This is a genomic window from Sulfurovum sp. TSL6 (assembly GCF_019972115.1).
In the GTDB taxonomy this organism is placed as follows: Bacteria; Campylobacterota; Campylobacteria; order Campylobacterales; family Sulfurovaceae; genus Sulfurovum.
Genome location: NZ_BPFJ01000002.1, coordinates 377,512 through 392,556, shown reverse-complemented (window position 1 = coordinate 392,556; position 15,045 = coordinate 377,512). Strand labels below are relative to the sequence as shown.

Below are 15,045 nucleotides of genomic sequence, written 5' to 3'. Positions count from 1 at the left end.
TTGTTTTATTATTGTGTAAAAAGTGGTATGGATCGTTAGACGATTAGAGTGCGAGCAGCAGCAGGAGAGAGCTATCTTTAGTGAAAATAGTATGTTGGTTTATGATAGTTTTCATAATCTCTCCTTTAAATTTCAGAAATTATACACTATTTGAAACTAAAATACAAGAGATAATAATTATCTTTTAATATTGATCTTTCTAAGATTGAGTGTATACAGTGCACGTAGAGGACCATAAAGCGTATATCCCAAGATCACAATGGCAAAGCCTTCTGCTGAAAAAAGATAGAGCAGAGAAGCCGTCAGCATGAGCATGATCATGGTTTTAAAGACCATAGGTTTGTCTAAGCTTACTTTCTTAAATGATGGGTAACGAAAATTGCTGACCATCAGTACTGCGATCCCAAGTGTCAGAAAAAGTAAGATAATAGCGTAATCTTCAAGTGTGTATTTGTGAAAGAGAAGTATCCACATGGAGACAAATATAGCTGCAGTAGGAATGGGTAGCCCTATAAATACGTTGGGATCAGTCTTTGCAGTAGAGATGTTAAATCGTGCTAAACGGATAGCACCAAAGATCACATAGAGTGCAGAGACCAGGATACCAAAACGTCCAAATTCATTGCCTATGAAAAAGTGGAGTAACATGGCTGGAGCGATACCAAAAGAGATAATGTCTGCCAAAGAGTCAAACTCTACACCAAACTGGCTGGTTGTGTTTGTCATACGTGCAATACGACCATCCAAACCATCAAAGACAAGTGCCAAGAGTATGAGCCAGGATGCAAGAACAAAGTTTCCTTTACTCGCTTCCACTATACTTATCACTCCTACAAAGATACTGCTTGCAGTAAACAGATTTGGCAGGATATAGATAAGATTTGCGTTTTTCATTAAAAGGAGACCTTTTGTGCTTTGCCCATACGGCTGGTCATATGGGCATGTTGATTAGGCATCGGTATCTGATTCTTCTTTAGCAGCAGCTTCTGCTTTTGCTATCTTGTCACCATGAGCCAAACGGCTCTTTAGATTATTTTCTTTTTCATATGTCTCTATGATCTCACGTACTTTTTTACCTTCTATCACTTCAACATCTAAAAGTACTGCAGTCATGTTTTCTATCGCTTGATGGTATTCAGTTAACGTATTCTTGACATACGTATAACGTTCATTCAAAGTGGAACGGATATAGTTATCCATATCTTCTGCCATTTTCTCACTATAGTCTGTTGATACTGCACCACCGCCAAGGAAAGAGTTTTGGCTACGAGAAAGAACCATGAGTCCTGCTACATCGGTCATCCCATAGACAGAGATCATATCTTTTAAGATAGCCGTAGCACGGTCAAGGTCATTACCCGCACCTGTACTTATCTCACCGATGAAAATTTCTTCAGCCGCACGTCCACCTAGAAGTACATCTATCTCAGCCATAAGCTCATGCTTTTGTTTTAAGAAACGCTCTTCATCTTCAGGAAGGTGCAGGGTATAGCCCAGTGCACCCAATCCTCTAGGAATGATAGAGACTTTAGTCACACGTGTTGCCCCTGGTGTAAGTTCTGCCATCAGCGCATGACCACTTTCATGATAGGCGACGATCTTTTTCTCAACTTCTGAGATCTTTCTGTTTTTCTTTTCAAGTCCCACAAATGAACGCTCTATAGATTCTAAAAGATCTTCTTGTTCTATCTCTTTTTTGTTAAACCTTCCCGCTAGAAGAGCGGCTTCATTGATGATATTCGCCAAATCTGCACCTGCCAAACCAGCTGTTTGTTTTGCAACGATCCTCAAGTCAACATTGGCTGAAAGTTTCACATCCTTAGAGTGTACTTTTAAGATAGCTAAACGTCCGTCATAGTCAGGTTTGTCTACAAGGACTTGTCTGTCAAAACGTCCTGCTCGAAGCAGTGCAGCATCGAGGGTTTCCGGTCTGTTCGTCGCAGCCAATACGATAACAGGGGTGTTTGCACCAAACCCATCCATCTCTGCAAGTAGTTGGTTGAGTGTTTGTTCTCTTTCATCATTTCCACCCATCTGTCCGCCAGATGCACGGCTCTTACCAATGGCATCGATCTCATCAATAAAGATAATAGCGGGTGCTTCTTTTTTAGCCTGGGCAAAAAGGTCACGCACACGGCTTGCTCCTACACCCACAAACATTTCAATGAAACTTGAACCGCTGACAGAGAAGAATGGTACAGAGGCTTCACCTGCAACAGCTTTTGCAAGCAGTGTTTTACCAGTTCCTGGAGGTCCTACTAAAAGTAAACCTTTGGGGATCTTTGCCCCGAGTTCTATGTATCGTTCAGGAAATTTAAGGAAATCAACGATCTCTTTCACTTCATCTTTGGCTTCCTCAACTCCCTGCACATCATTAAATTTTGTGTCGGGTTTTTCAGAGTTTATGAGCTTGTCGGCTTTACCTGCACCCAGTATGCCACCACCCATACCTTTAGACATTTTTTTGGCTAAAAAGATCCAAATACCAAAGAATATGAGGATAGGAAGCAGTGAACCTAACAGGTCAGAAAGAAAGCCGCCACCCATGATACCTTCATAGGTAATCTTTTTTTCTTCCAAGAGAGGGATAAGCTCTTTATCATAGGTAGGGACATTTTGAGCAACAAAACGCGTTTTACGTCCATCAATATCAGCGATAGCTTCTATTGTTGTAGGAGTAAGCTTTACTGACGTGATCGTCCCTTTTGCTATTTCACTCTTGATCTCTGAGTATTTTACTGTTTTGGTTTGTGTGACATTGTTGCTGTCCAACATATTACCCAGACCACCACTATCACCTACAAATGATTTAAAGATCATGATGATAACGATAGAAAAGAGTGCAAATGCCAACAGTGGATTATTGTTAAAAAAATTATTATTGTTATTATTATCTTGGTTATTATTTTGCTTAGCCATTTATTTCCTTCTTATATACGAGTGTGACCCACTCATCTTTAAGTATTCTTTGTACCAGTGTCAGCTCATTAAATGATTCTACCACTAGGTTTTCTTTTTTATCTAAAATACCTGAAAGTATCAATAGTCCATCCTCTTTACAGGCAGATTTTAAATCTTTCGCAATAAATCTGAGTACATCTGCTATGATATTTGCGATGACCACATCATAGCTACCTTCTGCTTTATCTACAGACCCTTCCCAGAGTTTGTCATAGTTTTCTTCATTGAGTGCAAAATTTTCTTTACAACTTTCAACAGAGAGAGGGTCTGTGTCACAAAGTTCTACGTTTGCCCCCAGCTTTTTACAAGCAAGACCTAAAATACCCGAACCACAACCGACATCTATGACAGACTTACCGGCATCGACATAAGAACTTATTGCTTCTAAACATGAAAATGTTGTTGCATGATGTCCTGAACCAAAAGCAAGTGCAGGGTCTATTTTAATATTGATACATTCTTCTTTAGGCTCATACCAGCTTGGAAAGATGTAGAACTTACCAGCTTCTATAGGTTGGATAGAATCCTGATACGTCTTTATCCAGTCTACATTTTCTTTCTCTTCGAGTGTATAGTCCATTTTGATGGCATTACTTAAAGTACCTGACAATGATACAAGTGCATCTTTAACGAAAGTTAAATCAGATTCACTTCGTACGATGATCTTTCCTGTACCAAGTTCCAGTCCTTCACCATAAATATTGGCAACGAAGTCTGCTATAAAATCGACAAAATCATCATCAAGTGTGATGGTCAGTTCATAATACTTATCTTGCATTAGATACCTTAAATGCTTCTTCAAGGTCAAGCGTACCTTCGTAGAAGGCTTTACCCACAATCGTACCATCGATGCCCGCATCAATAAGAGCATTGATATCTGTCATATCTTTTAATCCGCCAGATGCGATCGTTTCAAGTCCTGAAGCCTTTTGAATTTCCAGCGTAAAATCTACATTAACCCCCGTCATCATTCCGTCACGGCCTACATCGGTACAGATAATGGCTTGTACACCTGCATTGGCAAATTCCCGTGCTAGGTCAGTGGCTTTCATGTCACTCACTTCTCCCCAGCCTTCTACGGCTACCATACCGTCTATCGCATCGATACCCACAACGATAGGGTATTTTGCTGCCATATCTTTAACAAATTGTGCATCTTTTACAGCGATAGAACCCAAGATCAATCTATCGATACCCAGTTCCAAATACATCTTGATGGTCTCTTCATCACGGATACCGCCGCCCAGTTCAAGTTTGAGGTTGCAGTGCTCACGAATTTGTCTGATCTGCTCCAGGTTCTCAGGCTTACCTGCGAAGGCACCGTTAAGGTCAACAAGGTGAACCCATTCAGACCCAAGTTCTTCAAATCGTTTAGCCACTTGCCAAGGTTCATCCGAGTAAATTTTTGCAGACTCCATAAGCCCTTTGCTTAGTCTTACTGCTTTACCGTCTTTAAGGTCAATTGCTGGTAGTATTGTCATTTATTTTTTTCCTATAATTTTGCAAAATTTTCTATGATCTTTAAACCATTTTCATGGCTTTTTTCAGGGTGTGGTTGGATGCCGTAAATGTTTCCGTTTTGTACGGCCGATACAAACTCATAGCCATAGTGTGTTTTTCCTATGACGTACTGGTCGTCACATACTGCATGGAATGAGTGGACAAAGTAGAGATAAAAGTCTTTATTTAGCCCAGCAAAAATAGCCGTTTCTTTTTGTTGAAACAATTCATTCCAGCCCATATGCGGGACTTTGAGAGGATGATCAAATTTCTTTTCATCAAAAGCGACTACCTTACCCGGAATGAGTCCCAAACCTTGTGTACCATTCTCATCTTTTGCAAACTCTTCAGAACTTTCAAAAAGCAACTGCATGCCCAAACAGATACCCAAAAGTGGTTTCCCTGAAGCAGCAAAACCAATGACTGCTTCATCCATACCATTTGCTCTTAAGTGTTCCATAGCATCACCATATGCACCTACACCAGGTAAGATAAGTTTGTCATACTGGTTCAGTTTAGCAGGGTCACTCTCTAAAGTAGCATCAGCTCCAACTTTCGCAAAAGCATTGATAACAGAAGCAAGATTCCCCATCTTGTAATCGACGATTCCTATCACGATATTGTTCCTTTAACACGCTATAAATTACCATGATTATAGCAAATTAAATTGAAAGCAGATACTTTTATTCTACATCCTTTAGGCTATTTGGGTAAAATATCGCATTAAAGAAGTCAGGTTGGGTATGAGAGAAAAAACAGAATATAGCTTGGTAAAACTATTTTTATGGTTGGCAAAGATAGCACCAAAATCATTTATCTATGCCACTATGAAAGGTCTTACCCTTCTTGTTTATCATTTGGATAAAAAAAGACGTAACCTTACAATCACAAATCTCACTATGGCATTTCCCGAGAAAACGTCTGAAGAGATAAAATCACTTTCTAAAGAAGTATATAGTGAACTCTCTAAAACCATTACTGAAATTCTGTTGATGTTTACAGGAAAGTTCGATATTGAAAATGCGATAAAAAACAGAGATGAAGCCAAAGAGAAATTACAAAAACTGGCAGAAAACAGCCCACATGGCATTGTCTTTATGACAGCACATTTCTCTAACTGGGAACTTATGGCGCACTTTATCGCAAAAAACAAACTTCCTATGATCGTCATAGGACGCAAGGGAAACAATAGACTGATAGAAGACAACATTACAACCCCGTTTCGTGAAAAATACGGGAACAGTGCTGCAAGCAAAGATAAAGCGATGCTGTTGATGATGAAAAGATTGAAGGCTAAGGGCAATGTAGGATTACTTATTGACCAAAAAGCGGGAGGTTCACACAGTGCGAAGATCGATTTCTTTGGCAAACCTGCTGAAACCACCTTATCTGTCGCTTCACTTAAATTGAAGCTGGATCCTTTAATTGTACCTGTTTTTGTAGTGAGAGACTGTGATGGGCTGTATGAGTTGGTTATCAGTGAACCTGTTGAGTATGTGGCCGACGAGATCGAAGATCAGCAGAAGAAGTTAGAAGCGATGACTTTGAAATACAATCAAGCTATAGAAAATATCGTAAAAAAATATCCTTCGCAATGGTTCTGGATGCATAACAGGTGGAGAGTGTGAGTAGAGCCCTTATCCTCAGTGATGACCGTATGGGGCATCTTAACCAATCGTTGGCATTTGTGAAATATTCAGATCTTTCTCATGATGTCGTATCTGTAAAGTTTAGACGTAAATGGTACAAGTTCCTGAGTTATATATTTGACAAAATAGGTATCTATACTGAAAAATTGTTTGATATTCAGATAGACAAGAAGTATGATCTAATTGTGGGGACAGGCTCTACAACTTCCTATGCAACTAAAATGCTAGCTAAAAAAATGCATGCTAAATCTATAGCGATGATGTTGCCTCGCGGATATCGTTATGATTTTGATATCATTTTTGCTCAAAGCCATGACAATCCGCCTAAGCAAAATAACATTATAGAAATACCTGCAAATTTTTCTTATGTGGAACCTAAAGGGTTATACCAGGCAAAGAAGAAATCCATAGGTATCGTTATTGGCGGGGACAATAAAATTTTCACTATGTCAAAAGAAAAACTACAAGCACAATTGGATACGATAGTTGACGCATACAAAGATCATGAGATTGTCATCACTACTTCTCCTAGAACAAGTGAAGAGATAGAAGATTTGATAGAGTCATATGCTTTTGATTATGAGGTAATATTTTCGAAAAATCCAATAAACCCTATCCCTGATTTTCTTGAGCAGTGTGAGACAGTGTTTATTACAGGTGACAGTACTTCGATGATATCTGAAGCAGTATCTTATGGTAAAGCTAATATTGTTGTTTTGCCTTTAGAGAGTAAAAAAGAAAATAAATTCACCCGATTCATAGATACTTTGGAAGAAGAGGGATATTTGCATATTTTCGATGGAACTATCAAGTCTAAAAATAAAAAAATAGCGTTTAAATCATACCTTGAAGAAGTAAAACTGTGAAGATCGTACAGTTATTACCAGAACTGAATGAAGGCGGTGTGGAACGCGGTACGATGGAGTTGAGTCGTGAATTAGTAAAGTTGGGGCATGAGAGTATTGTGATCAGTGCTGGGGGGAAGCTGGAAGAGCAGATCAAAAAAGACGGTGGTATACATATCACTTTTGATGTCTGTTCCAAAAATCCTTTGACTGTACCTTTGCGTATGATTCAATTACGAAAAATCTTGAGAGCATTAGATCCTGATATCCTTCATGCACGAAGCAGAGTACCGGCGTGGCTGACGTATCTTGCAAATAAAAAACTCCACATTCCTTTTGTGACCACAGTTCATGGATTCAATAGTGTAAGTTCCTATAGTGCTATCATGGCAAAAGGCGACAGCGTGATTTGTGTGAGTAGTGCCATCAAAACGTATATTCAAGAACATTACCAGACAGAAGAGAAGAAAATCACCGTGATCCCCAGAGGGATAGACTTAGAAAAATTCAATCCTCAAAATCTTGATCAAACATTTATCGAAGATTTTAAAAAAGAGTATCATTTAGAAGATAAACGAATCATCACAACGGTAGGACGTATCACGCAACTCAAAGACCATCAGACCTTTATCCGTGCGATTGATTTACTGAAAAAAAATGATCCAAACATTATAGGTTTGATCGTTGGTGGGATACGTGAAGATAAACAGGAGTATTTCCATTCTTTGGAAGGTTTGGTTAAAGAGTTAGGTTTAGAGGAGAATATTATCTTTACTGGTTCACAAAATAAAGTTGCTGAAATCTATGCTTTAAGTGATGTAGTGGTCAGCAGTTCTAAAAAACCAGAGAGCTTTGGTAGAAGTGTAGCTGAAGCTTTGGCGCTTAATACACCGGTTGTTGCAACAAATCATGGTGGAGTATTGGATATTATTGTAGAAGGTGGAAATGGTTTCTTTTATCCGGTTGGTGAAAGTGAAGTATTAGCTAAGACTATTGAGAGATGTAGAAATTTAGAATTTGATGGATATCACTATATTACTGCAAATTTTTCACTGCAAAAAATGATACAAAGCACGCTACATGTTTATAAGAGGCTAGTATGAACATTTGGCTGATCATCATGATACTTCTGTTAATATTTGTTTATTTTTCCTATCGTTATGCGTGGTGGAAGAGAACTATTGATTATCGATATCCAAGGATCTTGATGTATCATATGGTACGTGATGCCATTCCTGGTAAAAAGTTTAATTCTCTGCGTGTTTCTCCTAAAAATTTTGAAAGGCAAATCAAGTATTTACATGATACTAGATGGCACTCCTATACAATGGCAGAAGCAATAGAAAAAAAGGAGTATCTGCCACAAAAAAGCGTGGTGATTACTTTTGATGATGGATACCAAGATAATTTAACAAATGCGCTCCCAATTTTACAAAAATATGGGTTTAAAGCAACCATATATTTAGTGAATGATCGTCATAATCGTGATTGGTCAGGGTATCGTAAAGCTAAAAATGAAGGGGCAGGACTTAAAGATGAGCCTAAACTTGCTGATGATGAGGTGAGAGAGCTGTTAGATAGTAGTTTGATAGAGATCGGAGCACATACTTTGACTCATGCAAATTTGAAAAATCTCGATGAATCAGAGAGCCATAGGGAGATATGTACTTCAAAAGAACAGATAGAAGAGCAGTTCCAAACAGTTTGTCAGAGTTTTGCCTATCCTTTTGGACTTTATGAGGCTAAAGATGAAAAGATCGTTGCAGATTGTGGTTATACCAATGCGGTGACAACAGAAGTAGGTATAGCAGATCTACATGAGTGTGATCCTTTTAAAATTCCTCGTGTGACGGTAAGTGGTAAAGATAATTTTTTTGCTTTCTGGTTAAAATTGCGTATGGGAAAACGGGGTGTGAAAAAATGAGAATATGTCAAATTTTAGCCGGTGATGAAGAAGGTGGATTGGAGAAACACTTTGAAGAATTATGCAATAGATTGGTATCTTGTCATGAAATTCATGTTATAGCCCATGAAAAGTATAGAAAACGTTTTGATCCAAAAATAATTTTTCATGCACTTGACCTTTCTAAAGGTCGTAGAAATCTTGTTATTCTCTACAAATTACGAAAAATTATCAACGATATTCATCCAGATATTCTTCATGCTCATGCAAATAAAGCTGTGGATATGATAGTATCTATCAAACATTTTTTGCATCCATCAATAAAAATAATCGCTACATTACACAGTAAAAAACGTAATCTTAAAGGCTTTGAACGTTTTGATCATGTTATCGGTGTTTCACATGAAGTTTTGAAAGATTTGAAAAATCCTCATCAGAGTGTCATCTATAATGGTATTGAATTGACACATATAGAGAAAGATCCCAAGTACTTATCACAGTTTGGGATTAAAGATGAGTTTGTTATTTCTGCAGTTGGAAGGCTTGAAAAAGTTAAAAACTTCCCTTTATTGATTCGTGCTATTAAAGATTTGGATGTAAAGCTTATTATCGTAGGGGAGGGCAGTGAAGCCGAATCACTCAAGCATCTAGTGAAAGAGCTAGGTATAGAAGATAAAGTAGTATTTACTGGTTTTAGAGAAGATGTACTCAATATTATTGTTAATTCAGATATCTGTGCAATTAGCTCAGAGAGAGAAGGTTTTTCTTATGTTATGGCAGAAGCATTACTGTTGAGTATTCCAGTTGTATCTACAGATGTGGGAGATATGAAAAAGATTTTACCCAATGTGTTTGTGGTACCTGTAAATGATGAAAAAAAATTGACTGATACTTTACATTGGATGCAAGAAAATTATCAAAGTGTTTTAGAAAATTACGAACAAAGTTTTCACTTTGCAGGTGAAAACTTTACATTGGATGCTATGGTAAAACAAGTTTTAAATAGTTATGACAAGGTTGTAAAGGGATGAAAAAGGTATTAATATTAAGTGATGGTAGACCGGGACATTTTAACCAAAGCCTTGCCGTGGCTGAAGCTATGAAAAAACTTGATGTAGTAGAAGTGAAATATATAGAAGTAAAAATTAAAAAATTTGGAAAATATTTTTTACGTGCATTCTTAAATGCAGGCCTAGGTCAAAAACTATGTGAAGGTTCTTATTTGTTGAAGTTTATTCATCTGTTATATGAAGGATATACTTGGGATAAGGAACCAGACATTATCATTTCTGCGGGAAAAGATACCTCTTTACTGAATGCTTTGCTGGCCTTAACATATGGAAGTAAAAACTTTTTTATAGGGCATCCTAAAAAATTAGACCATCACCTTTTTACTGCTGTTTTTACTGTTTTAGATTTAGGGTTTGATAACCAGATTGTTTTGGATGTGGCACCGACACTTTCATATAGTGGTGATTTGAATGAATTTGCAAATAAATACGGTCTTGATCTCCAAAGTGAGTATTATACACTCTTGATAGGAGGTGATGGTTCAGGATATCAGTATGATGAAGAAGATATTGAGAAACTCATTACTTTTGTCAATGCTACAGCAGACAAGGTGAAGTGGCTGGTCACGACGTCACGACGAACTCCTGTAGCGTATGAAGAAAAAATGGAAAAAGAGATGAAAGCAGAATGTTTTATTGCTTACCATAAAAATCCACAAAAAGTTGTTGCAGGCTTTTTGGAACTTAGCAGTGCAGTCTTTGTTACAGAAGAGAGCGCCTCTATGGTGAGTGAAGGAGTAGCCTCCAGAAAGCCTGTAGTGACACTGGTTCCAAAAATTCATGATGCCGATAGAAACTATGCTGAGATATTAGATAAATTTCAAAAAGAGGGTCGAATAAGAAGAGAAAAGATGAGTTTACTGAATACAAAGGTTTTAGATCCAAATTTATTTGTTCCGCTAGAAAGAACATCTATTGATGAGATTGCAGAAAAACTTAGTGAAATTGGAGTATGTGGAAAATGAAAATCGCATACTTTATTAATACATTCAAATCAATTAATTGGGGTGGCCAGGCAACTTCTTCTGGAATTGAGTATATGCTTAATCATACTTATCCTGAAGCTCAATTTGTACCACTTGATTTACCTGTTTTACCCTTTAAAAAGATTAAAATATTAAGAAAGTATTATGAGTATAAATTAGTTAAATCAATCATGATGGATGATCTTGAGCAAGTGTATTATTATTTAAAAAAAATGAATATATCAAGTACATTATTTGATGGTTTCTCTCATATATGTTTTAATGGTGAGGGTGCAGTTCATTCTAAGTCAGGACATATTAGAGTGTTCATGGGACTGCTTTATATTGCGAAAAAGCAAGGTAAGGTTGTAGCAGCAATAAATCAAACTATAGATCTTAATGATGAACCAATACTTGAAGCAGTTTTAAGTAAAGTGTACAATAGTGTTGATTTTGTGTCAGTTAGAGAGCCTATTTCTTATGAGTATGCAATAAAAATAGGTATAAGGAATGTGAAACTAATTCCTGATGCTGTTTATGGTTTACCGAAGATGGATAAGTATGAAATAAATGAAATAGTTTCAAAGTATCAAGTGCCAGATAGATATATTACAGTTACTGGCTCTTCCATTCTAAAAAGAGATAAGAAATCATTAATACAAGTTAAAAAAATTATACAATATCTTCAAGAATATTTTCATATGCCTATAGTATTTATGGCTAATGCCAAAACTGATATTTGGATAGCCCATAAATTGGAAAATGAATTTAACCTAACAATTATTGAACCCCCAACAAAATATCAAGATGCTATGGCAATCATTGCAAATGCTGAGATATTGGTGGGGGGACGGCAGCACCCCAATATCTTTGCATATATTTATGAAGTCCCTTATGTACCTTTTTCTGGAAATACATTTAAGAATGAGGGTGTAGCAAAGTTACAAAACTATCCATTAGTACCTTTATCATGGAATACCAACAAATATAAGTTGTTTAATGCTATTGAAAAAGTATACAAGAATAAAAATATTTTTCCAACAGTCTATATTGATGATTTTAAAATCTTTGGAGAATCATTAAATTCGAGTCCTTCTGTGAACTCTAAAAGTATAGCGATTGTAGTGACTAATTTGGCTGGAAGTGGCGGAGAAAAAGTTGCAATGGCACAAGCAAAACTTTTTAGAGAAAAAGGTCATTATGTTGTTTTATTTCTACTTGAAGATGTACAAACATATGATACAAGTCATTTTGATTTTCCCATTGTAGCCTTGACAAAATATAAAAATATGTATAAAGGTTTAGGTAAAGTTGGAGATTATACTTACGCTAAGATACTAGAATCAAAAATGAAACAATTTGGAGAATTTGACATAGTATTTTCCAATTTACCAAGAGCCGATAGGGCAGTGAAACTCTTAAATCATTCAAATAAATATTTTGTCATACATACGTCTTATAGAACTGAGATAGATAAATTTAAATCATTGCGTGCTAATAATAAATTAAAGCTATATAGAGAAATATATCATAATGAAAACCTCGTTACTATTTCAAGAGGAATGATAGAGGATTTTCATGAGTTAGGTATACATTATAAGAGTATTAAGACAATTTATAACCCATTTGATATTCAAGAAATTCGAAAAAAAGGATATGAAGAAGTTGCATTAGACTATGAATATATCATTTCTGCATCTGCGTTTAGAAAAGGAAAAAGATACGATATGATGCTTGATGCATTTAAAATGGTAAAAAAAGATATTAAGTTGTTAATTCTTTCTAAAGCAAATACAAAACTGAAAGAGATGATTAAAGAAAGAGGACTTGAAGATAAAGTTGTAATTGCAGGGTTTCAACAAAATCCATATAAATATATTAAAAATGCTAGATTATTACTATTGTCATCTGACAGGGAAGGATTACCTACTGTAGTCATAGAATCTTTGATTTTAGGTACTCCTGTGATCAGTACAGATTGTCCTACTGGACCACGTGAAATTTTAACTGATGAATTGGCAGATTGGCTAGTTCCTGTTGGGGACCCTCAAGCTTTGGCTATTAAAATAGATGAAGCCTTTGCATCTGATATTTGCATTAAAGATGAGAGTATTGAAAAGTTTGACCAAGAGACTATATATCATGAGTATAAAACATTATGGGACAAATAAAAATAGCGCAAGTATATATTGCTTAAATGGCATGTGCTATAGAGAAGTGACCTATTCTTAGGCTTGATGGCTGTTCTCTGAGATAGTTGTTAGCCTTTCATATCGATACTGTGCAACTATCAAACCCGCAAAAAGAGCAAAGAGACTAAGTGGTCGGTTCAGATGGAACATCGCATCGCTAAGAGATGCAAGCGCTATAGTTGATACTAAAATGTATTTAATGGTATTCATTCTTATATCTGTTACTTTAGTTCTGATGAGAGATATAAAGATAAATATATATGAAAACAGTCCAAATATCCCTGCGATAACAGCAAATTCTGCAAATTGATTGTGATAGTGAACCAATTCTTTTACAGTTTTTCTATCTGGATATTTTTCTTGAACCATTTCATCTTTTTTACTTAGGTAGTCACCCACACCAATACCAATAATCGGGTTTTCCAAGAAGATATCTTTAGCAACAATATTTAGTCCTATCCTTGCTCCAATAGCAGTTGAATATGAGATGTTGTTTATATTCTGGTATGTTTGAATCATTCGTGTTTTGAAGTTCGGACTAAATGTAAATGCTAAATATGGAATAATCAGTAGTAAAGAGAGTGTAGTAAATACGGACTTGAATGTAATTTTATAATGCCCGACTAACACAGATGCCAATACAAACAAAAATAAAAACTGGCCAGTACGACCTGAGTTTATGAATAGATTGGCTGTAATTGTAGTAAAAAATATTGTGTAAACAATTTTATGCTTTATGTATTCGGATGTTAATATACGATTCAATAAAATACCAGCACTAAAAGCAAGAAAAACACTATAGAGTGTATGGTGCATGAATGGACTAGGGTCTTTATGACTGTGTCCTTCAATAGTCATAAATTCAAAAAATATACTATATGAAACCAGTTCACTGATTAGCATACCTGTAAGGAATGCAGATAGAGTTATGGGGATAAACTTTTTATCTATGGATGTATATATCACAAACATGGGTATGATATACCAATATCTTGTGATATATTTGACTCCTGTACGCAGGTTTTCATAATCGGTCCATAAGAGAGAGAGAAGTAGTAGGCATATTAGAAAAAAGAGTGCTATAAACAATGGCTGCTTTTTTATATATACAAGTTTCTTTGTAAATTCCCCTTCACGAATCCAGAAAATGATCATGAGAATTGCTGTTGCACGCACTATATCCAAAGATAAAGGAATCATTAGTGCATATAGTATGATAAGATAATTTATCATTTTAGTGTTTTCAGTGAAAATAAAGGTATAAAAATTTTGTAATGGTTGATAATTTTTAAATTCAATGTGGAGTAAAATAATAATTAATAACCAAAGGAAGATAATTATTTTATTTTTATAGATTAATATATCATTATAAATTTTTGATAATGTGTATTGTTTTAAATCAGATTGATTCTCAATTTTTAGGTTACCCCAATCAGCACTAGTAGACCCATGCTTGTCGGCAATTATTGTAAGGGTGTCATTTTTAATGACGGAGACAAATATTTGCCTAGTTATCTTTGGTGTAATGATAATCTCATTTAATTTTAGATTATTTTTTTTAATGCTAAAATCGATATCACCGGTTTTTGATCCAGAACGGATTGAAAAAGTTAAGATCAAGTTTAAATTTTTCTTAAAAGTATATACTCCTATTGATGGATCACTCTCGCCGGTATGAATAAAAAATGTACCATTTTTTTCTTCTCTAAAAGTTGCCCATTTATTGTCTTTTTTGATGTTATATGTTTCTAGTTTATAGTCATTTTTTTTAAGGGGTAAGCAACCGCTGCAGTTTATTAAATTTGGAAAACTATAGAGAAAAAAGAGAATTAAGAAAGAGATAAGTAATAGTGTTCGTGTGATATATTTTATCATTTAGATAAGTTTTCCTTGCCGTATGTAGATCAGTTTTTTTCTGGATAATTATGTTTTTAATATTCTACATGTTCTGTTAAAATAG

At 35.7% G+C, this 15,045-nt stretch carries 13 protein-coding genes; 7 read left to right on the top strand and 6 right to left on the bottom strand.

Annotation, left to right across the window (positions count from 1 at the left end; translation table 11 throughout):
* Nucleotides 1-177: 177 nt before the first annotated feature.
* The 5 genes from pssA to hisH are packed head-to-tail and all read right to left on the bottom strand — an operon-like array spanning nucleotide 178 to nucleotide 5,077.
* A complete protein-coding gene (pssA, locus tag LDM93_RS06925; RefSeq protein WP_223891535.1) occupies nucleotides 178-894 on the bottom strand; it encodes a CDP-diacylglycerol--serine O-phosphatidyltransferase in 717 nt (238 codons plus the stop codon).
* Nucleotides 895-948: 54 nt separating this feature from the next.
* Nucleotides 949-2,919, bottom strand: a complete 1,971-nt coding sequence (ftsH, locus tag LDM93_RS06920; protein ID WP_223891534.1) for an ATP-dependent zinc metalloprotease FtsH — start codon at nucleotides 2,917-2,919, stop codon at nucleotides 949-951.
* On the bottom strand, nucleotides 2,912-3,739 hold the full coding sequence (locus LDM93_RS06915) for a 50S ribosomal protein L11 methyltransferase (RefSeq protein WP_223891532.1): 828 nt from the start codon (nucleotides 3,737-3,739) through the stop codon (nucleotides 2,912-2,914). The genes ftsH and LDM93_RS06915 overlap by 8 nt, the downstream gene beginning before the upstream one ends.
* Nucleotides 3,729-4,442, bottom strand: a complete 714-nt coding sequence (gene hisA / locus LDM93_RS06910; protein WP_223891526.1) for a 1-(5-phosphoribosyl)-5-[(5-phosphoribosylamino)methylideneamino]imidazole-4-carboxamide isomerase — start codon at nucleotides 4,440-4,442, stop codon at nucleotides 3,729-3,731. Before hisA ends, LDM93_RS06915 begins: the two co-directional genes overlap by 11 nt.
* Before the next feature lie 11 nt (nucleotides 4,443-4,453).
* Nucleotides 4,454-5,077: an imidazole glycerol phosphate synthase subunit HisH gene (hisH, locus tag LDM93_RS06905; RefSeq protein ID WP_223891524.1), complete on the bottom strand. Its 624-nt coding sequence runs from the start codon at nucleotides 5,075-5,077 to the stop codon at nucleotides 4,454-4,456.
* 127 nt (nucleotides 5,078-5,204) lie between these two features.
* Here hisH and LDM93_RS06900 point away from each other — a divergent pair, with 127 nt between their 5' ends.
* The 7 genes from LDM93_RS06900 to LDM93_RS06870 all read left to right on the top strand — a co-directional run bounded on the left by LDM93_RS06900 (nucleotide 5,205) and on the right by LDM93_RS06870 (nucleotide 13,064).
* Nucleotides 5,205-6,089: a lysophospholipid acyltransferase family protein gene (locus LDM93_RS06900; RefSeq protein WP_223891522.1), complete on the top strand. Its 885-nt coding sequence runs from the start codon at nucleotides 5,205-5,207 to the stop codon at nucleotides 6,087-6,089.
* Nucleotides 6,086-6,976: an ELM1/GtrOC1 family putative glycosyltransferase gene (locus LDM93_RS06895; protein ID WP_223891521.1), complete on the top strand. Its 891-nt coding sequence runs from the start codon at nucleotides 6,086-6,088 to the stop codon at nucleotides 6,974-6,976. Before LDM93_RS06900 ends, LDM93_RS06895 begins: the two co-directional genes overlap by 4 nt.
* Entirely contained in the window at nucleotides 6,973-8,058 is a 1,086-nt protein-coding gene (locus tag LDM93_RS06890; protein WP_223891519.1) for a glycosyltransferase family 4 protein, read from the top strand. The genes LDM93_RS06895 and LDM93_RS06890 overlap by 4 nt, the downstream gene beginning before the upstream one ends.
* Nucleotides 8,059-8,162: 104 nt before the next feature.
* Nucleotides 8,163-8,879, top strand: a complete 717-nt coding sequence (locus LDM93_RS06885) for a polysaccharide deacetylase family protein (RefSeq protein ID WP_223891518.1) — start codon at nucleotides 8,163-8,165, stop codon at nucleotides 8,877-8,879.
* Nucleotides 8,876-9,889, top strand: a complete 1,014-nt coding sequence (locus LDM93_RS06880; protein WP_223891515.1) for a glycosyltransferase — start codon at nucleotides 8,876-8,878, stop codon at nucleotides 9,887-9,889. Before LDM93_RS06885 ends, LDM93_RS06880 begins: the two co-directional genes overlap by 4 nt.
* The gene (locus LDM93_RS06875; protein ID WP_223891513.1) at nucleotides 9,886-10,893 is read left to right on the top strand and encodes an ELM1/GtrOC1 family putative glycosyltransferase; all 1,008 of its coding nucleotides are present in this window, start codon (nucleotides 9,886-9,888) and stop codon (nucleotides 10,891-10,893) included. Before LDM93_RS06880 ends, LDM93_RS06875 begins: the two co-directional genes overlap by 4 nt.
* Nucleotides 10,890-13,064, top strand: coding sequence for a glycosyltransferase (locus tag LDM93_RS06870; protein WP_223891508.1), 2,175 nt, complete (start codon nucleotides 10,890-10,892; stop codon nucleotides 13,062-13,064). Before LDM93_RS06875 ends, LDM93_RS06870 begins: the two co-directional genes overlap by 4 nt.
* A gap of 57 nt (nucleotides 13,065-13,121) precedes the next feature.
* Here the strand turns inward: LDM93_RS06870 and LDM93_RS06865 are convergent, their stop codons facing one another.
* The gene (locus LDM93_RS06865) at nucleotides 13,122-14,960 is read right to left on the bottom strand and encodes an O-antigen ligase (protein ID WP_223891506.1); all 1,839 of its coding nucleotides are present in this window, start codon (nucleotides 14,958-14,960) and stop codon (nucleotides 13,122-13,124) included.
* Nucleotides 14,961-15,045: the final 85 nt, after the last annotated feature.